This window comes from Pollutibacter soli, assembly GCA_029269725.1.
GTDB lineage: Bacteria > Bacteroidota > Bacteroidia > Chitinophagales > Chitinophagaceae > Pollutibacter > Pollutibacter soli.
This window is the reverse complement of sequence record JARJHS010000011.1, coordinates 41166-63405: the sequence shown is the minus strand read 5'-3', so window position 1 is coordinate 63405 and position 22240 is coordinate 41166. Positions and strand designations below refer to the sequence as shown.

Annotated in this window: 18 protein-coding genes; 14 read left to right on the top strand and 4 right to left on the bottom strand. The window is 43.1% G+C overall.

The window, feature by feature from the left end; genetic code table 11:
* Positions 1–183: 183 nt before the first annotated feature.
* The 3 genes from P2W82_RS21560 (at position 184) to P2W82_RS21550 (ending at position 6645) form a co-directional block, all read left to right on the top strand.
* A complete protein-coding gene (locus P2W82_RS21560) occupies positions 184–2568 on the top strand; it encodes an ABC transporter permease (protein ID WP_336518020.1) in 2385 nt (794 codons plus the stop codon).
* A 983-nt stretch (positions 2569–3551) separates the two neighbouring features.
* Positions 3552–4058 carry a YybH family protein gene (locus P2W82_RS21555; protein ID WP_336518019.1) on the top strand — a complete coding sequence of 169 codons (507 nt, stop codon included), beginning with the start codon at positions 3552–3554 and terminating at the stop codon, positions 4056–4058.
* Positions 4059–4515: 457 nt separating this feature from the next.
* Positions 4516–6645: a hypothetical protein gene (locus tag P2W82_RS21550; protein ID WP_336518018.1), complete on the top strand. Its 2130-nt coding sequence runs from the start codon at positions 4516–4518 to the stop codon at positions 6643–6645.
* A 48-nt stretch (positions 6646–6693) separates the two neighbouring features.
* On the opposite strand, the gene P2W82_RS21545 is transcribed toward P2W82_RS21550, so the two are convergent.
* Entirely contained in the window at positions 6694–6855 is a 162-nt protein-coding gene (locus P2W82_RS21545; RefSeq protein ID WP_336518017.1) for a hypothetical protein, read from the bottom strand.
* Between the two features lie 239 nt (positions 6856–7094).
* On the opposite strand from P2W82_RS21545, the gene P2W82_RS21540 reads away from it, so the two are divergent.
* From P2W82_RS21540 to P2W82_RS21530, 3 genes are all read left to right on the top strand, one after another.
* Positions 7095–7442, top strand: coding sequence for a DUF3024 domain-containing protein (locus P2W82_RS21540; RefSeq protein ID WP_336518016.1), 348 nt, complete (start codon positions 7095–7097; stop codon positions 7440–7442).
* 38 nt (positions 7443–7480) lie between these two features.
* On the top strand, positions 7481–8257 hold the full coding sequence (locus tag P2W82_RS21535; RefSeq protein ID WP_336518015.1) for a PIG-L deacetylase family protein: 777 nt from the start codon (positions 7481–7483) through the stop codon (positions 8255–8257).
* A 213-nt stretch (positions 8258–8470) separates the two neighbouring features.
* Positions 8471–9424, top strand: a complete 954-nt coding sequence (locus P2W82_RS21530; protein ID WP_336518014.1) for an alpha/beta hydrolase — start codon at positions 8471–8473, stop codon at positions 9422–9424.
* Between the two features lie 740 nt (positions 9425–10164).
* On the opposite strand, the gene P2W82_RS21525 is transcribed toward P2W82_RS21530, so the two are convergent.
* Positions 10165–10614: a hypothetical protein gene (locus P2W82_RS21525; protein WP_336518013.1), complete on the bottom strand. Its 450-nt coding sequence runs from the start codon at positions 10612–10614 to the stop codon at positions 10165–10167.
* 233 nt (positions 10615–10847) lie between these two features.
* Between P2W82_RS21525 and P2W82_RS21520 the strand changes: the two genes are divergently transcribed.
* Complete coding sequence (locus tag P2W82_RS21520) at positions 10848–12173, top strand: DEAD/DEAH box helicase (RefSeq protein ID WP_336518012.1); 1326 nt, start codon at positions 10848–10850, stop codon at positions 12171–12173.
* 311 nt (positions 12174–12484) lie between these two features.
* Here P2W82_RS21520 and P2W82_RS21515 read toward each other — a convergent pair whose 3' ends face one another.
* Together P2W82_RS21515 and P2W82_RS21510 are read right to left on the bottom strand one after the other, a co-directional pair.
* Positions 12485–12751 (bottom strand): MazG nucleotide pyrophosphohydrolase domain-containing protein, encoded by a 267-nt coding sequence (locus P2W82_RS21515; RefSeq protein ID WP_336518011.1) that lies wholly within the window; start codon positions 12749–12751, stop codon positions 12485–12487.
* Between the two features lie 1059 nt (positions 12752–13810).
* Positions 13811–14986, bottom strand: coding sequence for a THUMP domain-containing class I SAM-dependent RNA methyltransferase (locus P2W82_RS21510; protein ID WP_336518010.1), 1176 nt, complete (start codon positions 14984–14986; stop codon positions 13811–13813).
* A gap of 239 nt (positions 14987–15225) precedes the next feature.
* Between P2W82_RS21510 and P2W82_RS21505 the strand changes: the two genes are divergently transcribed.
* The 7 genes from P2W82_RS21505 to P2W82_RS21475 all read left to right on the top strand — a co-directional run bounded on the left by P2W82_RS21505 (position 15226) and on the right by P2W82_RS21475 (position 22233).
* Positions 15226–15657 (top strand): DUF1801 domain-containing protein, encoded by a 432-nt coding sequence (locus P2W82_RS21505; protein WP_336518009.1) that lies wholly within the window; start codon positions 15226–15228, stop codon positions 15655–15657.
* A gap of 16 nt (positions 15658–15673) precedes the next feature.
* Complete coding sequence (locus P2W82_RS21500; RefSeq protein ID WP_336518008.1) at positions 15674–16081, top strand: contact-dependent growth inhibition system immunity protein; 408 nt, start codon at positions 15674–15676, stop codon at positions 16079–16081.
* Between the two features lie 451 nt (positions 16082–16532).
* Positions 16533–17342 (top strand): hypothetical protein, encoded by an 810-nt coding sequence (locus P2W82_RS21495; RefSeq protein ID WP_336518007.1) that lies wholly within the window; start codon positions 16533–16535, stop codon positions 17340–17342.
* A gap of 99 nt (positions 17343–17441) precedes the next feature.
* Positions 17442–18371 carry a gliding motility protein GldB-related protein gene (locus P2W82_RS21490; RefSeq protein ID WP_336518006.1) on the top strand — a complete coding sequence of 310 codons (930 nt, stop codon included), beginning with the start codon at positions 17442–17444 and terminating at the stop codon, positions 18369–18371.
* Positions 18372–19007: 636 nt separating this feature from the next.
* Positions 19008–19973: an alpha/beta hydrolase gene (locus tag P2W82_RS21485; RefSeq protein ID WP_336518005.1), complete on the top strand. Its 966-nt coding sequence runs from the start codon at positions 19008–19010 to the stop codon at positions 19971–19973.
* A gap of 194 nt (positions 19974–20167) precedes the next feature.
* Positions 20168–20347 (top strand): hypothetical protein, encoded by a 180-nt coding sequence (locus P2W82_RS21480; RefSeq protein ID WP_336518004.1) that lies wholly within the window; start codon positions 20168–20170, stop codon positions 20345–20347.
* Positions 20348–20379: 32 nt separating this feature from the next.
* Positions 20380–22233: an ABC transporter ATP-binding protein gene (locus P2W82_RS21475; protein WP_336518003.1), complete on the top strand. Its 1854-nt coding sequence runs from the start codon at positions 20380–20382 to the stop codon at positions 22231–22233.
* The last annotated feature ends 7 nt before the right edge of the window (positions 22234–22240 follow it).

Here is a 22240-nt window from a genome sequence, read left to right as displayed (position 1 = left end):
CCGGAAATAGAATCAACACGTAAAAAAATTAACCTATTCTTCTCACCATCGTCCCAAAAATCGCACACCTCTGTCCTGAAAACGTACATCTTTACCCGAAATCAATGACGTATTCAATTGATTATTAACAATAAAAGAAGCCGGCAAACTAATAGCTCCTTACAGTACTTAAAACAGCCCCCCATGTTCCGCAACTATCTCAAAACCACTCTCCGAACCCTCGCCCGTAACCGCGTGTACTCTTTCATCAATATTGCCGGACTGACCATCGGCCTGGCATGCGCGATGCTGATCATGCTCTATGTGAAAGATGAAGTGAGTTTTGACAGGTTCCATAACAACGTGAACAATATCTACCGCATCGCGAAAAAGGCAAAAGGAGGTGATCAGGTGGGTGCCACCGGTGTTTTGCAGGGACCCAGGTTTTCGGAGAATGTGCCGGGGATCAAATCTTTTGTGCGGGTGCAGGGTAGTACGGAAGACATCAGAACAGGAAATGAAGTACAGGAACAGAACGGTGTGCTGCATGTGGATCCCAATTTCTTTTCTGTGTTTACATTTCCATTATTATCAGGTAACAGACAAATCTGTCTGAGCGAACCGAATTCCATTGTGCTGAGCGAAGACGCTGCAAAAAAATATTTTGGTTCTACTGATGTTTCAGGCAAAACGTTGATGGTTAAAGAGGATACCAGTTTTGTTCCTTACAAAGTAACGGCGGTGGCCAGGCGAAGTCCGCAGAATTCCTCCATACGGTTTGAAACGCTGATGCCTTTCAAAGTTTCTGAAGCAGATGCGAAAGACACCCACAACTGGTTCAATTCTTTCCTGACCACCTTTGTTGTACTGGATGAAAAGGCCAGCCGGCAGACAGTAGAGAAGCAGATGCAGAACTTTTACATCTCCGATGCAAGGTCGACTTTTTTTGAAATGCTGAGAAACGACGGCGGTGATGCGGATCTGTTTTCCATGGGTACTTATTTTCTGCAACCGGTCAGGGAAATGCACCTGAACACCATGGATACGTTTGGAGACAAAACATTGTCAGCCTCCAGCAACCCGGTGTATTCCTATATTCTTTCCGGCATTGCGCTGTTTATACTGCTGATAGCCTGCATCAATTTTGTGAACCTCACAGTGGCCCGATCCGTTAAGCGGGCGAAAGAAATCGGCATCCGTAAAGTGATGGGCAGCGACAGAAAACAATTGATCTTCCAGTTCCTCGGCGAGTCGTTTTTTCTCTGCACGATTGCTTTTCTGCTGGCTATTGCTTTGGTACAATCTTTATTGCCATTGTTTAATCAGCTGGCCAATAAACAACTCGCGATTTCCTATTTCTTCGACGGAAAATTAATTGCAGGTTATTTTGTTTTGTACACTATTACAAGTTTGCTCGCAGGTTTTTATCCGGCATTGGTTTTATCTGGTTATCATCCCGTACAAACCCTGTACAGCCGTTTCCAGGTCGCAGGGAAAAATTACCTGCAGAAATCATTGGTGGTGTTGCAGTTTACCCTGGCGTCTTTTTTAATCATTGCCACTGCTGTCATCTATGCACAGTTTGATTTACTGACCCGGACAAAACTGGGTTATGATGATTCAGATCTTGTCATGGTCAACAAACAGGATCTGAAAGCTGCTGATGTTGCGGTGTTCGAAAGTGAACTGAAGAAGAATTCAGGTATCGCAAATGTTACTGCAAAGAATTCAGGCAGCTGGGGAACGCTCGGAAAAAATTCGGCGGGTGCCAATATCTTTTTCCAGAATGAAATCATCGATGGAAATTTTTTTGATGTATTGAAGATTCCACTGGTTGCAGGACGAAATTTCTCACCCCAATTTCCTTCCGATACAACGAAGTCAGTACTCGTGAATGAAAGTTTTGTAAAAGCTGCGAAATGGAACAATCCCATCGGCGAGTTCATCACTTCCAATCACAGTACCTACCAGGTGATTGGAGTAGTGAAAGATTATCATTTCGCATCTCTAAACAAAAAAATAACACCGCAGTTGTTCACCATGAACGGAACCTACGGAACCTGTTATATCAGGATAAAACCCAACACCGCAGCGGCGAGTCTGAAATGGATACAGAAAACCTACCAACAGCTCTACCCGATGAATCCATACAGTTATGTTTTCAAGAACGATGAAAACAGGACACAATATGCAGATGTTGAAAAATGGAAACAGATCATCTTATCCGGCGCGATACTGACGATTTTCATTTCCTGCATCGGGTTATTCGGATTATCCGTTATGTCAGCAGAAAAAAGAACAAGGGAAATCGGCATCAGGAAAGTACTCGGCGCATCGGTGCAGCAGATCGTTACCACACTGTCGACTGATTTTGTAAAGCTGATCATTATTGCATTGATCATTGCGTCTCCACTTGCATATATGGCCGCAAACAAATGGCTGCAGCATTATCCTTATCGCATTAAGATCAGCGGATGGATGTTTGCTTCATCGGGTGTGCTGGTGATATTGATCGCATTGATCACGATCAGTTTCCAGAGTATCAAAGCAGCGGTTTCTAATCCGGTGAAGAGTTTAAGAATGGAATGAGGGGAGGCAATAGGCAATAGGCAATAGGCAATAGGGAACAGCCGACTACCTTTGTGGCTTTTATGCCTATTTGCTGCAAAAACAATTCGTTACAAACTCACTTCGTGAGTTGCCAACAAATCTCACCACATAGGTCATAGAGGCACATCAGGCACAAAGGATTATTCTATATGCCTGTGTTTTCTATGTTGACTATGTGGTGCAAGATTTTTTACCCACACGGGTCATAAACTATTCGTTTTAAACTCACTTCGTGAGTTGCCAAAAAATCTCACCACATAGGTCATAGAGGCACATCAGGCACAAAGGATTATTCTATATGCCTGTGTTTTCTTTGTTGACTATGTGGTATAAGATTTTTTACCCGCACGGGTCATAAACTATTCGTTACAAGCTCACTTCGTGAGTTGCCAACAAATCTCACAACATAGGTCATAGAGGCACATCACGCACAAAGGATTATTCTATATGCCTGTGTTTTCTATGTTGACTATGTGGTACAAGATTTTTTACCCACACGGGTCATAAACTATTCGTTATAAACTCACTTCGTGAGTTGCCAACAAATCTCACCACATAGGTCATAGAGGCACATCAGGCACAAACGATTATTCTATATGCCTATGTTTTCTATGTTGACTATGTGGTACAGGATTTTTACCCACACGGGTCATAAACTATTCGTTACAAACTCACTTCGTGAGTTGCCAACAAATCTCACCACATAGGTCATAGAGGCACATCAGGCACAAAGGATTTTTCTGTATGCCTATGTTTTCTATGTTGACTATGTGGTACAAGATTTTTTACCCACACGGGTCATATAGACACAATAGGATCATAGTGTTGTTCTATGTGCCTATGTTTCTATGTCAACTATGTGGTACAAAGGTTTGCTTTGGAATTCCAGATTTGCTGATTTATCCAGACATTCTTTACTTTGGTATCGCTGTCACCTGCTGTCAAAACTGTTTTAAGCCGATATGAAAAATGCAGTCATCCCTATAATGATCATCATTGGATTCCTGGCGGGTTTTGTAATTAAATCTCTGATGCCAGGAAAAAAGGCTGAAGCTATGGCGGAGAATAAACATACCGATAGAAAACCCGATGAAGAGTTAATCAGGAAAACAGAAGCCTCTTATGACGCTGCCTGGCAGCAGGGAAATATCGAAAATTTAATGGCTTGTTTCATGGATGATGCAGTACTGATCAGTCCACGTGGAGATCAGGCGTTTGGCAAAGCTGAGATTCGCAAATTGCTCAGTAACTTTTTAACAAAGGAGGCCAGTGGCTCAAAACATACGAGCCGGATTATACGAATAACTTTTGTCAACGATGATGTCGCAGTGGTGGACGGTGAAGCATTTATAGAATCAGCCGAAAAATTGTCTGCTGAAGTCCGGCATCATCGGTTCATCGATATTCTTGTACGAAAGGAAAATAGCTGGCTGATTTCTCAGATCCGTGCCTTTGCTGTGAATGAATGAAGTAGAACTGATAATTAGAATTCACGCAAGAATAATTATGGCATTATAACTCCATCTATCAGTAATGCGGAATACATCCTTACCGATTCACCATTCCCCCGCCTGGGTTGGGTTTCGCGTCCGGCAGGCCATGTTTTCTTTTCCTGGCATCCGTTTGTGAATGCCTCGCATCATCCTTACACTGGTCACAGTCGGTGTTCAATCGATCAAAGCAGCGATGGTGAACCCGGTGAAGAGGCTGAGAACGGAATGACAATATCCAAAGAACATATATTAGCTGAAGCTATAGGTAGGTAAATTACCAGGTCTTTATTGCGTTGATAAACCTGAAATGTCTCCGTTTCACTCGATGAGGTGATCATACAAAAAATACCACTAAGTGGCTATTTGGGAAAAGTTCAAATAGGTCTACCTTCTGCAGCGATAACCTATTTGAAACACTTATAAACTCACTCAGATGAGCCTTCGCTGGAGTAACTTTAGCTTCCCTGTTCCCGGCAAACATGTTTTTGACCGGGAGAAGCAACAGGTCGCGTCGGTATCCCGCGCACCAGGCAACCTCGATCTTTTTGTTATCGGTTTTGACAATCATGTCTGGACAACATTCTGGAACGCCCAGGCCGGATGGAATGCGGAATGGTTTCATGTTCCCGGGCAGGCAGTCTTCGACCGCGATAAACAACAGATCGCCGCAGTATCGCGCGCCCCTGGCAATCTTGACTTGTTTGTGATCGGTTTCGATAATCGTGCATGGACAACCTACTGGAACGATCGCGATGGATGGAGTGCCGATTGGTTTCCACTTCCTGGTCGTGCCGTGTTTGATCGTGAGAAACAACATATCGCTGCCGTTTCGCGCGCGCCTGGCAACCTGGATCTTTTTGTCATTGGATTCGACAATCGTGCATGGACAACTTACTGGAACGATCGCGATGGATGGAGTGCCGATTGGTTTCCGCTTCCTGGTCGTGCCGTGTTTGATCGTGAGAAACAACATATCGCTGCTGTATCACGCGCAGCAGGTAATCTTGATTTGTTTGTAATTGGCTTCGACAATCATGTATGGACAACTTACTGGAACAATCAGGCAGGCTGGAGTGCCGATTGGTTTCCTGTTCCTGGGCGTGCAGTATTTGATCGGGAAAGACAACAGATTGCTGCGGTGTCACGTGCACCAGGCAACCTGGATTTGTTTGTGATCGGCTTCGACAATCATGTCTGGACAACGTACTGGAATGATCGTGACGGATGGAGCGCCGACTTTTTTCCAGTACCCGGCCAGGCAGTCTTTGATCGTGACAAACAACAGATCGCTGCCGTATCACGCGCACCAGGAAACCTTGATCTTTTTGTCATCGGTTTCGATAATCGTATCTGGACAACTTACTGGAATAACCAGGTTGGCTGGAGTCGTGATTGGTTCCAGGTTCCCTGCCGTGCCGTTTTCGACCACGAAAAACAACATCTTGCTGCAGTGTCCCGTGCGCAGGAAAATCTCGATCTGTTTGTAATAGGTTTCGACAATCATATCTGGACAACATTCTGGCAGCAACATCCGAATGATAAGCCGTGGTCGGTTATCCTTTGCCGTTTTAAGGGCGACCCGCCGGATGCTGGTCGTGAAAGTTTCGCTGAACGTTTTTTCCATGAAGCATTTACTCCAGGCACAGGAGGACTTATCGAGTTTTGGCACGATGTATCGCACGGAGCAGTTGATGTTACCGGAACACGCGTTTTTGGCTGGGTAGAAACCGATATGCTCAGGAGCAACGCCGGAGGAATCAGCAGGAGTGTTCTTATAGATGCAGGTATCCGCGCTGCACAGGCAAAGGGCTTCGATCCGATCAATGGATTTCATAGTCAGATCGTTGTCTACACGCGCAACTGGTCAAAAGATGGTGCGCCTCCGGGCGCCGACTGGCGCAACCCGCAGTGGGCTCCCTTCTGGATTGATGGAAGTGCAGATGGACGTGGCAAAGTATGTTTGACGCCACCCTTTGATGGTAACATCACTGCCCATGAAATGGGGCATGGCTTCGGTATGCACCACGACGTGGGCCCTGATCTCACAACGGCATCTGATTATTCAGACCCTGCATGCATCATGAGCCAGAATGGTGCTTTTATACAGCAACCGTGGAATGTAGCGTTCGGTCCGGCACTTTGTCTGAATCACCTTGTGCAAAAAAACTGGCTCCCGCGTGGAAGGCTCTATGTTGATGACGGTAACTGGATGCGGGCAGGGATTACACTACCGCTGGCACCGGTCTCACGGCCAGGCGCACGCGCAAACCTGGGAATCAAACTTAAAAATATCCGCGCAAATCCCGCCTGGGATTATTACCTGGAATACTGTCTTCCTGATGGATGGAATCGCGGAGTTCCCGGAAGTCCTTACCTGCTGATCCGACGTATGGTAACCGTTGCAAATGGTGATGAACGGCCTGCCTATTTAATGGCCATTCATTTTGATCAGATTGTAGGTCATGGTGCAACAGGTGTGGAACCTTCCGGCAATGTGCGATTCACCGCTGAAGTGACAAACCTTCCCGGGCCGGTGCTTCGTGTAACGGCAGAAGCACTCTGATTGCATGCCGTGCACGGCGTGTACAACGCGGATCCTACAGAACCATTTTCAGTCGGCAGAAAAAAGATCCTGCATAAAAACAGACATCAACATTTTCCGGGAAAAAGAATTTTCGACGAGATTTATTGTAATACTTCGTGCTGCATCACCATGCAAACTGTTGTTATAATCACTTACCGTAAATATTTCACTCAAAAAATATGCTCTCATAAAATGTGATTGTATTTTCTGCTGATATTGATAAAAAATATTGTTCCGCTCATTGTGACGCATTGACCTCCGGGATCACAAAGAATACATCGTTTCCAATTGTTGCATTAACCGGACTATCCTACTTATCAGTAACGACAATGGCTTCCACGTTCCACGTTTAACGTTCAACGTTGAACGGATCAGTTCTCCAACACGAAATCATCGCGCAATGCTACCTTTGTCAACAAAAAACAGTTATGACTCTTGATGTAATGAAAAGCGTCGAAATAATTGAAGTGATGGAAAATTACATTGCCCGAAAACGACCTCCCATAGAAATCAGAGATAAACTGGACATCAATTACAGGCTGGATAATCAGTCGATCATCCTTTTTCAGATAAGACCGATATGGAATGACCAATCAAATTACCAGACGATCGATTATGCCAAAGCGACCTTTGATAAAAAGAATGCTTTGTGGAAATTGTATTGGATGAGAGCAAATCAGAAGTGGAATATATATAAGCCGCAACCTACGGTCAGATTTGTACAGCAATTTCTGGAAATTGTCGACACCGATACCTATGGATGCTTCAACGGTTAACCAATAGCCATATAGAAAATTTAATCTTCAGGAAATTCATGCTTAAGGTTTTATTGGTATTACTCGCCTGTCATGCATTTACATTTTGCAATGCACAATCCATACAAAGCAAGAGAACCATTCTTTTTGCAGGCGCGCATCCGGATGATGAAACAGCGATCAGCGAAGTATTGCATAAATACGCCAGGCTAGGAAACAGGGTTTTTGTAATTATTGCAACAGATGGCAAGGATGGTACAAGGGTTACAAAGATTCCTGCGGGAGATTCACTGGGCGCGTTGAGAAGGGCAGAGTCGGCGTGCGGTTGTAAAACGCTGGGCATCGAACCTCCTATATTTTTCGGAATAGAAAGACTGGATACTAAAATTGGCACCGGAAATTATTTCAGGGAGCATCAGCGGTTCATGGACTCATTAAAAGTAAGGATACCGCTAATCAACCCGGATATCATTATAACCGCCGGACCTGATGGAGATACCCATCATTCGGAACATATCGTTGTGGGCGCGACGGTAACAGAATTGCTGCTCGCTGAAGGCTGGGTAGACAAGTATCCGCTGTATCATTTCGCCTGGAAAAAAGGCGTGGTTTCGGTTGATCCCGGGGGTTATGTTGATGAACAGTATTTCAATGTGCAGATCAATTTTACTGATGAAGATGAAACAAAAGCAATAGAAGCTTTGAATTGTTATGTAACGCAGTATACGCCGCAAGAAATGAAGGGCGAAGCTGTGAATAAAATAAAGGATACATCCAATACCATTTATTTCAGAAAATTTGTAGTGAAGAGAGGCTTGAGCAACGATTTCGAATGAGACAAAATAACCTTATCAAATACTGCGGGTAATATCAGAGATTCATCACGGTGTTACCGTATATCGATTCTATTGTCCATAGATATTTTTCGTAACGCACATTCATTCCACTCGACCCAATGGCTCGTTCAGAAAAGCTTACTTCCTGCCAGGCTACAGGTGTTTTATTTCGTTATAACGCATATATTTAGAAACAATAAATTGCCGTATTACATGATCAGTAAGTTTAAACTCATTGCTACGCTGACGCTCTCAGCTGTATTGCTTGCATTTTCATCTTCATTGACAGCCCAGGATGGCACCATTTACCCCTTACAGGCTCCTGCTGAACCTAATGCCATTCCGTTGAATACCGGTGGTGTGGAGAATCAACCGGCGACGGAATCCTGGTTTAAACAATGGGGCGACCCGATGGCGCGCAATATCACGAAAGCAACACTCACGCCTTTCTTTCCAAAACCGGGAAAGGCAAACGGTGCAGTGGTGATTGTGGCACCGGGTGGCGGTTTCCGTTGGCTTTCCCTGGGTAATGAAGGTTGGGAAGTGGCAACAGCACTTGCTGAAAAAGGCATCACCGCTTTCGTGCTTAAATACCGCCTGTTTCCAACGCCTGCGTCTCTCCAGGAATTCAGCGATTGGATGAATCGTCCACGCCCGGCTGCTCCTCCTGCACCAGATACTTCAAAAGGTGCAGCTCCTCCTCGTCCACCACAAATGGATCTGTCAAATCAACTGGCCGATGCAGAAGCAGCATATGCAATGATCGTCAGTCGCGCAAAAGAATGGGGTGTAGATACGGCCAGGATTGGAATGATCGGTTTCTCTGCAGGCGCAGGTTTGACGATGCATTCAACACTTCACTCAAAAACGATGAAGCTCGCTTTCATAGGTCCTATATACGGCGGCATGGGTCCGGTCGAAGTTCCTAAGAATGCGCCGCCGATGTTCAACGTAATCGCCAGCGACGATTTTCTTTTCCGCGGACAGTTTGGTGTAATCGATTCCTGGTACAAAGCCGGAATACCTGTTGAATTTCATCTTTACCAGAATGGCGGTCATGGTTTTGGTCTTGGAAATCCCAACAGAACAAGCAACAAATGGTTTGACGCTTTTATTCACTGGCTGGACGTGAACCAGTTTCTTCAACCTAAGTCCGCAAAAAAATAAATTTAATTAAAGCTGAACTGAAGCAGTTGCAGTTTACTAAAATGTTTGAAGTTATCGCCTATACATAAACGGTATAGGAATACAAGGACACTGTAAGATGCAATTCGGTGAGAGTATTATTACCAGGAGCTAGACGGAAAGACGTTAAGAACGCCTGCCCCGATACGCGCAGCGAAGGCGGGGAAAGTAGCAGTAATTGGCTTCCCGCGGTAATGTAATTTCCCGTTTCTTCATTCCCGGCCTTACCATCTACTTCATTGTATGTTCAGCGAGCATACTATTTACTAAATATTAGACGGAAGGACGGGGAGGATCGGAAAGCAGCGGTGATAATCCGGTGAAAACTTTGAGGCCAGAGTAAGCGGGAATGCTTACAATAAGTGAACTTTCTATAGTATGAGTCTTTTTTGAACCACATAGGTCATGGAGGCATATAGAGACACATAAGGTTTTTCTATGTGCCTTTATTTTCTATGTTCCCTATGTGGTTCAGAAAAACTGAAAAGCCCATGGCTTTGTCGTACTTGCAAAGACGTCGTGCATGACGTCTCTGCAAGTACGACCACGGCAACAGACAATCATGCCGGTAATAAATTTAGTCCTCAATCTAAAAATCTTCCTTCAATTATTCGAGGTATCAAATATTCTGTAAAAACTCAGGCACGAAAATTAAATTTGCCTTTTGAGTGGCAGGAGCGTTTTTACGAGCATGTAATTGGAAATAAGCGTGAAGCCAGCACTCATCTCGGCTCAATCGTAATTCCTTTACGTTTTGCATAATCTTCCCAGAAATCCCAGCCCATGCCAACAACAGCATTTTTGTCAAGTACAATGGGCGTCTGCTGTTCTTTGGTAATTTCGCCTTCCGACTTTTTTGTATTGGTATAAATCCAGATGATTTCTATTGTATTACCAGCAGTATCCGTTTTAAATTCCCTGTTCAAAGGATTGTTGATGATGATGTCTTCTTTCTTTGTCACAAAACTGCTTTGGGTATAAGTTTGGATTTTCTGAATACCTCCCATTACTTCCAGCAACTTTGTTTTTGTAATTCCAAGATCTATTTTTAACAGATTGGCCTGGTTATAAGACCCAACATCAATGCGTGTTGGTTTTTTAGGTAGTGGCTGAGCAAAAACGTTACTTGTTGCAGTAATGCACACAAACAGTAGTATAGCCGAAGATTTCATAGCAATGTGTTTGATTGGAACTTTTTTCTTATATGTCAAACGTACTGATATTAAACTATACGGCAAAAAGCAGGTATTCGTCTGAGCGTTGTTCCTTGTAGTGTTCTGGGTTTGGACTTCAGATAGCCGTCAACTTTATTCAATAAAACATCAAAACACAGAGTGAAAGCAGGGTGTTCACAGAGGAACAGCAAAGAAGCTCCGGTATCCACAACCGGCTTACCTTTGCCGGTATGTCAACAACAAATACTTCATTCGATAGCATTTTATCAAAACTAAAAATCAAGTCGCTCAATGAAATGCAGCTGGCTGCGATAGAAGCTATTGATGCAAATAGCCAGGTACAGCTCCTGTCGGCTACAGGCTCGGGCAAAACGCTTGCGTTCCTGCTGCCGTTGGTAAAAATGCTGGACCCTGCAAACACAAGCACACAGGCGATCATCATTGTACCATCGCGTGAACTGGCACTGCAGATTGAATCGGTGTTTAAAAGCATGGGCACGGATCTTAAGGTAACCTGTTGTTATGGCGGACACAAAAGAGAAATAGAAGAAAACAACCTGATTCAACCACCGGCCCTGCTGATTGGAACTCCTGGCCGCCTGGCTGATCATATCCGGAGAGGAAATATCACAGTCGATACTATTGAAACATTGGTGCTGGATGAATTCGACAAATCGCTGGAACTCGGCTTCCAGGAGGAAATGTCATTTATCATCGGGTCCTTAAAATCTCTGAAGAAAAAAATATTGATCTCCGCTACAAAAGGACTGGAGATTCCTGGTTTTGTCGGTATCGATGATCTGCACTCGCTGGATTTTCTGAATGAAAAAGATCAGGATACCGGACTTGCAGTTAAAGTATTGCATAGCGATGGTAAAGACAAACTGGAGACGCTGTTCCGATTGATCTGCATGGTGGGCAACCGGCCGGCAATTGTTTTTTGCAATCATCGCGAGTCAGTGGAACGGACAAGTGCGTTACTGAAAGAGAAAGATATTGTCAATGTATATTATCATGGCGCGATGGAACAGCAGGAGAGAGATGCTGCATTGTGTAAATTCAGAAATGGAACTTCCAACATCCTGGTGACTACTGACCTTGCGTCGAGGGGGCTTGATATTGCTCATATCCGAAACATCATTCACTACCAGTTACCACTAACCGAGGAAGTATATACGCATCGTAACGGAAGAACTGCGCGGATGGATGCCAGTGGTACTGCGATTCTTATTTTGTCTCCTGAAGAAAAATTGCCGGATTTTGTTACTGGTGAGGTAGAAAAAATAGAGCTGCCTGCCACTACAACACTACCGGAAAAACCGCAATGGTCAACATTGTTTGTCGACGCCGGGAAAAAAGATAAAGTGAATAAGGTGGATATTGTCGGATTTCTGTCTAACAAAGGGCAGTTGAAAAAAGAAGATATCGGCTTGATAGAAACAAAAGATTTCTTTTCATTTGTTGGAGTAAGGAAGTCAAAGGTTAATCACATGCTTCATTTGATCAAAGATCAGAAACTGAAGAATAAGAAGATAAAGATTGCGGTAGCAAAGTAATGTAAAATATTTCCCATTATGTACACGCTATGTCGGACAGTTTTTCATATTGCAAGTATTTTTGAAAGAATTTGTTGAGACCTTCGAAATAAGGGCTGTTTTCAATGGCCCTTAGAAAAAGGCTAAAAATGAAGCCGGGAAGCTTCATTTTTAGCCTTTTTTCGTCAGCCCCGCCTGCCAGGGCTTGTCGGGCAGGCTTGATTTTTTGCTACTTTTTTATCAAGAAAAAAGCAGAAATGAAGTGTATTAAAAACTAATGCGGAAAAGGAAAGAGCAACCACTTTTTAAGGATCGGTTTTAATTACAACAGTTTATTTTGACGGCAGCTTCCGCGGATTATTTAAATAGTCTTTGACAACCTCATCCATATCTATATTCATCAGGTTGGCTAATGTCAGCAACCACATCAACACATCTCCGAGTTCCTCCTTTGCATTCGGGATATCACCGCTGGCAATGGCTGCAGAGAGTTCGCCTACTTCTTCGTGAAACCAAAGAGCAGTGTGATAGATACCTCTGTCATTATCTGTTTTAAAATACCTGTCTCTGACGATTTGCTGCAGTGCTGAAATTTCCATGGTGTATGAAGAATGGTTTAATAGAAAGAGCAAAACTAAATGGTGGATTTATTTAGTGGTGATTTTTTTTGAACCACATAGGACATGGAGGCACATAAGGTCAGCCTCTATATGACAAGGTAAAGAGCAAAACTAAATGGTGGATTTATTTAGTGGTGAGTTTTTTTTGAACCACATAGGACATGGAGGCACATAAGGTCAGCCTCTATATGACAAGGTGAAGAGCAAAACTAAATGGTGGATTTATTTAATGGTGATTTTTCTGAACCACATAGGATATGGAGGCACATAAGGTCAGCCTCAATATGACAAGGTAAAGAGCAAAGCAAAAGGGCTGGATTAATTTAGTGGTGATTTTTTTTGAACCACATAGGTCATGGAGGCACATAAGGTCAGCCTCTATATGACAAGGTAAAGAGCAAAGCAAAAGGGCTGGATTAGTTTAGTGGTGATTTTTTTTGAACCACATAGGACATGGAGGCACATAAGGTCAGCCTCTATATGACAAGGTAAAGAGCAAAACTAAATGGTGGATTTATTTAATGGTGATTTTTTTTGAACCACATAGGTCATGGAGGCACATAAGGTCAGCCTCTATATGACAAGGTAAAGAGCAAAACTAAATGGTGGATTTATTTAATGGTGATTTTTTTTGAACCACATAGGTCATGGAGGCACATAAGGTCAGCCTCTATATGACAAGGTAAAGAGCAAAGCAAAAGGGCTGGATTAGTTTAGTGGTGATTTTTTTTGAACCACATAGGACATGGAGGCACATAAGGACAGCCTCTATATGACAAGGTAAAGAGCAAAACTAAATGGTGGATTTATTTAATGGTGATTTTTTTTGAACCACATAGGTCATGGAGGCACATAAGGTCAGCCTCTATATGACAAGGTAAAGAGCAAAGCAAAAGGGCTGGATTAGTTTAGTGGTGATTTTTTTCTGAACCACATAGGACATGGAGGCACATCAGATTTTCTATGTGCCTATGTACCCTATGTTAATCTATGTGGTTCAAATATTGTTGCAGCAGGAAAATGCATCGGGTTGCAGGGCTATCGCTCTTTATTCGCCGAACGACTTCCGCTGTACAACTCGTACTCCAGTAAACGACAATCAATCACGCTGGTGTAAAATTCTATCCTGCGTTTGGCTTTCAGTCCGATTTTTTTTGCAAGATCGATATTGCCTGTAAACACATAGCCCCAATATCCACCGCATTTGTTTTTCATAAAATCACCAATGCGTTTATAGGTTTCTTCCAGCTGAACAACCTCGCCAAGGCGTTCTCCATATTCCGGGTTAACGTAAAATATCCCAGGCACATGTTGCGGCACTTCGGTTTCTGCAAAATCACAAACATCAAAATCGATAAGCGGCGCAACACCCGCAGCAATGGCATTCTTCTTCGCATTTTCAATCGCTTTTGCACTGTAGTCTGTGGCAATGATGCGGAGACCAGGCACATCAATGATTTGATTTTCGAGTAACGCATCTTCCTGCAGATAGACGGATTCATCATAACCCTGCAGGTGCATAAAAGCATAGTTCGTTCTGAATAATCCTGGTCGCCTGTTGGTCGCGATCATTGCTGCTTCGATAGCAACAGTACCTGAACCGCACATAGGATTTACGAAAGGTGATTTCCGATCCCATTGCGTAGCGTAAATGGTTGCAGCAGCAAGGGCTTCCAGCATCGGCGCCTGTCCCGGAATTTTTCTGTAACCGTGTCGACCCAAAGAATTTCCGGATGTATCAATAAATATTTCCGCATTTTCATTTTTCCAGAAGAGATGAATCACGGCGCCGGTAAGCGCTGAGCCTGTTTCAGGTCTTACACCTCTTTTTTCGCGCAGCCTGTCCACGATAGCATCCTTAACCCGAAGATTGGCAAACATACTGTTGTTGATCGTAGGATTATTTACATTGCTGGTGATGGAAAAATAACCGGGCTCGGGTAAAATATTTTCCCAGGGGTAGTTTGCCAGATTTTTATAAATATCATCAGGGCTTTCTGCTTCAAATTTCTGCAGGCTGTACAACACCTGGCTGGCACAGCGAAGATTCAGATTTAGCTTAATACATTCATTGATGGAGCCGTGAATACGTACTCCTGTAATAAACGTTTCTTCCGGCTGAAATCCAAGTTCAATGACTTCTTTCTCCAGGTAAGGTGCAAGCCGTTTGGGACAGGTAATAATCACCGCTCCTTTTTCAGTAAATAAATTCATGCGGGATTAAAGATCGTCAATGAAATCAGAAGGGACAAGAATTTTGGTTGGTAACGTTGACCGGAAACTTTAGAAGAGTTTCGCTGCGTAGAACGTAGAACGTAAAATGTTAGAACCCGGTAATGTAAGTTTACTGGTGCGAAAGAAAGTAGAGGGAACAGACATGTATAGATTTTCAGGAAATTTTACATTTACAGATTCATAAATGATAGACATTAACATCCGGCAGGACAATCGCCATGACAATTAAACAACAAATCAAAGAATACATCGCCAGTCAACCTGAGGCAAAGCGGAATGATATGCAGGTGTTGCACAAAAACATCCTGGAAATAATGCCGGACACAAAACTCTGGTTCCTGAATGGCAAAGACAGCAGTGGTAAGATTGTTTCCAATCCTAATATTGGCTATGGTCTTTACACCATAAAATACGCTGATGGAACATCCAAAGATTTTTATCAGATTGGAATGAGCGCCAACACTTCCGGGATATCTGTGTATGTTCTTGGCCTCAAGGATAAAAAATACTTGTCCGAAACTTTTGGAAAAAAAATCGGCAAGGCAAGCGTGACAGGGTATTGTATAAAGTTTAAAGCATTGCAGGATATCAATATGGATGTGCTTGAAGAAGCAATACGGTATGGAGTGAAAAATTCGATACAGAGTTAGTCAATAATGATAGTCGATGAAGCTTGAAAACAACTGGCAAACTAAAACCTTAGAAAACCTGGAAAAAGATTACTGGGGTGAGCCCGGTTACGATAGTAATTTGGTGATAACTTGTCATAAGCTGAGAAAAAAGCCGCTCGACGAATTTTCAATCGGTGATCTGAGAATTATGATCGGTCAGAATATTGGTCTGAAGTTTCTGATTCCAATCGCCATCGATGAGCTTAGGAAGAATATTCTGGCAGAAGGAGATTTTTATCCAGGGGATCTTTTGCAGGCTGTCTTACATTCAGAAGCTGATTTTTGGAAGGATAATAGAGATTATTTTATTGAAATGCGTAAACTGGTTGAGCTCAACATCGATGAAATTATGTCGAACAATATAAAGCTTACCCGTTTTGAGAAAATAGATCCGGTAAAATGAAGCGTGGATTTAATTATTTTGAACTAAGAGGTAGAGTCTTTATAATGCTAAATGCAATAAGGATATCCTGGCTATCCTGGCACAAAACATTTTGAATTAACACGTCAACCTTTCCTATCTGCAAATACATTATTCTCATATTCTGCATGCTCATCCCGCTGAAAAATTTGTCAGGACACCTAAAAATTAAGTTATGATTAAGAATTTTTTGTAGATATTGACTGTGCCATTTCAATATTCTGAATCTATGAGAAACTTCCTGTTTGTTACCTGTATTTTACTTATCCTGTCATCGTGTAAGAATCAGGATCAGATTTTACTTCCACAGGTGCATTTTAACTCTCGAGTCGCAGAACTGGAAACTGACACAACAATTTCCTCTATCGCGTACTTTAACGAGAACATTATCTGTTTACAGGACAATAAACAAATGATTGTCCTCGACACAAGTTTGAACAGAGTTTATTCGCTTGAAGAACGATTTAATAATTACAAGACAAGCTACTTATTTACATTCGAAGACACCGTGTTTTTGGCGACGGACGATGAAACATTTTTTATTGACAAAGATTTTAATCTAAGGAAATATGAAAAGGTTAGAAGAATATACGGAAACTTTTTGTACGATGATTCTTCGTACTACGTTTATGCCTGCTGCGCTGGAGAGTTTGGGGGTTCTGTTTTTTTTCGTGACAAAGCCACAAACAAAACTTACTCTTATTTTGCAACCTGTGCAAGGCAGGTTGTAAGGTTTAAAGGTCAGTATGTGGTTTGTAACAATCTTGCACATCTGGGACGAAGTATGAGTTTCCTGTTTGTACCCAATCCTCAACATTTATACGAGTTAAAGGAAGAGAAAATGAAAAACCATTGCAACTGGTATGTCGATGTTGACAGCTTGAAAAACAGAGGGGAAATAAATCCGACCGGAGGAGTTAAGAGTAACTATTCTTATGATCTGATGTCGCTGGTTTCCTTTGGGGTTGGCGACAGTCTTTACTCCGTAGTTTGTAGCGACACCTCGACATTTATAGCAGTGCACAAAAACGACACGGTTTTTGAGCGACAAAGATTATTCAATAGAACAATAGATTTTCACGATAGCCGGTTTATTCAGGCTGGTCGAAAACTGGTTTGCCTATTTAATTTATCAGAGGGTTCTCCTTTTGCTGCCTATTTAACCAGGGGTAGAAAGTCGGGCATGGTAGTTATTGATGGTAATAACATCGATTTTTTAGACGTGAGACAAAGTCGACGATAATAAATACTGGTCTGTATTTTCATTGAAAATAAAAACAAAACCAGCCTGTAACATTTTCCACTATTCACCCGTCCAGCTTTCTAGCCTAATTTCACCAAAATGAGTTCCATTAAGTCCTGCCGGAGAAAGTCCTTTCTGCCTTGTCTCACTTTGCTTTTAATATTTAGTTCCGCCAGCGCTCAAACGAAGTTCGCCACGGATCCGACCAAGGCCATCATTCACACAGAAGATATTCCCGTATTTTGGAATATTTTTGACGAAACAAAGCCAGCGTTGGACGGCGATCGTTTCCAGAAAAATTACCTGGATCGCGGCTCTGCAGGATTGAAAGGATTTATTCCCATGCGGATAGAGAGCGGGGAAAATCTGGTGCGGGTTATCCTTCAGGATACAGGTTACTATCAAAAAATCCGCGGGAGTTCACTATCGATTTCTTCAAAAAAAGATACACTTTATCAATATTTTGCCGGCTTCAAAAAGATTTATCCTGCGGCGGTATTTCCCGACATCTATTTCGTAATTGGTGCGAGAAATTCCGGTGGTACCACTTTCGACGGTGGCCTGATCATTGGCGCGGAAATGTTTGGCAAAGAAGTGGAAGGTTTTAAACCGAGACTTGACATCAATGTCGTCAACCAGGTGGTAGTTCATGAGCTGATTCATTTTCAGCAGAATTATGCGAATGACAATTCTCTGCTCGCGCAAAGTATTCGCGAAGGGTCAGCGGATTTTTTGTGCGAACTGGTTACCGGTGGTCATTCCAATAAACCATTCTATGTATATGGGGATGCACATGAAAAAGATCTCTGGGACGAGTTTCAGAAAACCATGTTTACTGATGACTGGGGAACCTGGTTGTATACCACAAAAGATAAATCAAGGCCTGCCGACCTTGGTTACTGGATGGGATATAAAGTTGTAAAAGCTTATTATGATAAAGCAGCGAATAAAAGCCAGGCAGTAGTGGATATTCTGAATATAAAAGATTTCAGGAAGTTTTATGCTGCCAGCGGTTATGGTAAACTGTGACCCATCCGCCCCCTCTCCCGCTTCGCGAAAGAGGAGAGGAGTCATTTCCATTGGTGTTTCGCTGGTTTTTTTGCACCACATAGAAAACACAGGCACATTGAAGGCAATCTATTGTGCCTTATTTGTCCTATGTGGTTCAAAAAAATGAATTTGAAGTGCGTTCTATTCATAAAAAAACTGGCACACTGAAGGCAATCTATTGTGCCTTATATGTCCTATGTGGTTCAAAAAATGAATCTGAAGTGCGTTCTATTCATAGAAAACACAGGCACATTGAAAGGCAATCTATTGTGCCTTACGTGTCCTATGTGGTTCAAAAAATGAATTTGAAGTGCCTTCTATTCATAGAAGACACAGGCACATAGAAAGGCAATCTATTGTGCCTTACGTGTCCTATGTGGTTCAAAAAAATGAATTTAAAGTGCATTCTTTTCATAGAAAACACAGTCACACTGAAGACAATCTATTGTGCCTTACGTGTCCTATGTGGTTCAAAAAATGTCAACCTCATTAATATTAGTCTTAAACGAACAGACTCTTCCTTGCGCCGCCTCCTAAAAAACAATGTAAAACTCTCCATACCAACTATTAACTTCAATAGCATAAAGTTGGTCACCCGGCTCATTTCAACGCTATATGAAAAAATTATTCAAAAGAGTTCTATACATGCTACTTTTCCTGGTAGTAGCCCTGATCATTACAGTAGTGGTACTTGCTTATTTACCGACGGAATGGAAAATAAAAAACAAGGGCATCTCGCCGGAACGCGCAACAGCAATGCGCGAGAGTTTTAATGGTCCGCATGAACTGTTCAAAGCAAGTGATGGCGAAACGCTTTTTCTTCGTCGCTGGATGCCCGACACGATCGCACAGGTGAAAAAGGATGTTGCTGTACTCATATTTCATGGCTTCACTGCATACAGCGGCCCTTACAGTATGGGCGGAGATCCGATATCAAAAGGTGGTTATAACGTCTTCGGACTGGATTACAGAGGTCATGGTCTTTCCGGCGGTAATCGCGGCGATAGTCCGGGAAAAGACCGCTGGATCGGCGATCTTACAGATGCTGTAAAATATGTGAAGAGTCTTGGCTTTTCAAAAGTGGTTGTACTCGGGCATAGCCTTGGTGTGGCGGCAGCCATGTGCGCAGCTGATAGTGTGCCGGATGAAATTGCCGGACTCGTTTTACTTTCCGGTGCATACGAAGGAAGGAAAGGGCTAAATAAACCGATCTCATTTTTTCAGAAAAGCAAACTCATATCCAGCGCTATTCTGCGTCCATCGTATCGCGCAGTGGAATATTACAGGGAAGGTATGACCGTCACCGAAGACACGCTTTTTAATTTCAGGTACACGCCGAGATTTGTTACGATGCTGGATGTAAAAAAGTTAAGGCTGCCATCAACTCTGCATATTCCCGTTCTCGTAGGTGCAGGTGAAAAGGATGAACTGTTTGAAGTTGAAAAAGTAAGAGAATTCTATGACCTGGTTCCGGGAGATAAAAAGGAATTCCGGATCATGAAGAATGCAACACATGCTAAAATTCCGGTGGAATGCTGGGAGGAGATTGTGCAATGGCTGAACAGGAATTATTCGTCATGACAGGTAAATCAGACCCTGGAAAATCAATTTAAAATCTCCTGAGTAACAATTAACTTCAGTACCATAAAGTTAAAAGCAAATTTATTTCTGGCGCAGTTGCCAGTTACTCACCTGCTTCCATCAATTTTAAATATTCCCTGGTCGGTAGTTGACGGAGGAAAAATGAATTCTTTGAAATTGAAAAGTTAAAAGAAATGCATGATATGGTTCCTGGTGATCAAAAGGCATTCCCGGTGATGAAGTATGCCACGTATGCTATGATTTCCCCCTGGTGGCTGGAAGAAAATGCAAATATTTCGACCGTACTTTTGTCCTGTCGCAGACTCTTCGCCACTCGCGGGGATATGAACCTGAACTTTTTGCGTATGGTATAAAATTATCCTCTCAACGATCAATGCTGCAGGATATGAATCATGTGGATTCAAAAAAAATTAATGACAATACTGCGCGTGTCTCTATACATGATGGCAGGGCAACCAATCATTTACTCCGTGATCTGGCAAGGCCTTACACTAAATGGCTCATCGTGTTATTCCTTGCGATGATCATCGAGACGGCGATGAGTCTTGCAGCTCCCTGGCCCTTAAAAATTGTACTGGACAGCGTTGTCGGCAAGTATCCGATGCCGGGTTGGCTGTCCTCATTCATGGACGGGTTGAATCTTACAGGAGATAAAATGGCGCTTGCATTGGCATGTGCGATTCTGGTCGTTTTGATTGCAGCTGTTTCAGCTTTCGCCAGCTACCTGGAAAATTATTACACGGAATATGTTTCTCAAAACGTAGCCAATGATCTCAGGCAAAGAATATATCATCACCTGCAGCGGTTATCGTTGCCATACTATGAGTCGCACCAGGTGGGTAAATTAATGAGCACGATCACAACTGATGTCACAACGATACAGGATTTCATTTCTTCCTCACTGCTAGGCATACTGATAAATGCACTTACAATTTTCGGAATGATCGGGATCATGTTCGTTCTTAACTGGGATTTTACTCTGATCGCGGTTTCCGTTACGCCTTTCCTGGTAATGTTTTTAAAAAGATTCAGGAAGGCAGTTAAAAAAGCGACGCATGACATGAGAGACAAGCAGAGTTCGATGGTTTCTGTTTTACAGCAGGGCCTGGATTCTATAAGATCCGTAATAGCCTTCGGCCGGCAGGATCTGGAGGAGTCGCGATTGCAGGAAGCGAGTCACCAGACCGTAGCCGCTGCACTTCACGCGCGAAAGATCAAGTCATTGGTGTCCCCGACGGTCGGAATAATTATAGCGCTCTGTACTGCGGTTGTCCTTTGGCGTGGGGCTCACTTAATTGTCGCTGGCGCAATGACGATTGGATCATTGATGGTTTTTCTGAATTACCTCGGTAAATTTTTCAAACCTGTTCAGGATCTGGCAAAAATGACCAATACCATTGCTCAGACGTCAGTGGGGCTGGAGCGGGTAATGGATATACTGAATGCCGACGCAGTGATTCCGCAGAAGCCAGGGGCCGTAATGCCCGAAAAGATCAGGGGAGAAATAAGTTTCGAACATGTTTCATTTGCCTATGACGGCAGGCACCCCGTACTGAGGGATATTCATTTCTCTGTAAAACCAGGTGAAAAAATCGGTATATGTGGACCAACCGGCAGCGGGAAGTCAACAGTGGTCAGTATGATTCCCCGTTTTTATGATCCGGATTCCGGCCGTGTACTGATAGACGGAACTGATGTTACTGAGTTTGACTTGCAAGGATTGCGTAACCAGATTGCGTTTGTATTGCAGGATACGGTTTTGTTCTATGGTTCAGTAAGGGAAAACATCGCCTATGGAAAACCGAATGCAACAAATGATGAGATCGAGACTGCAGCCAGGCTCGCAAATTGTGAGGAATTTATTCTGAAAATGCCGGAGCGATACGATACACTGGTAAGTGAACGCGGACTATCTCTTTCCGGAGGTCAGCGTCAGCGAATAGGTATTGCGCGTGCAATTATCCGAAATTCTCCTATACTGATTCTGGATGAGCCGACAGCGGCGCTGGATAGTTTGTCCGAGCACCTCGTTCTGGATGCGCTTGAAAAACTGATGAAAGATAAAACGGTGATGATTATAACACACAGACTCAGTGCCATCCGTTATGCTGACAGGATCTTGGTTTTGAATGACGGTTGTATCACGGAAGAGGGGAAACATGATGAACTGCTGGCTTTAAATAAAGAATACGCCAGCCTGTACAGGATACAGGAAGGTACGAAACCGGATACGGTCTGAAGGCTGA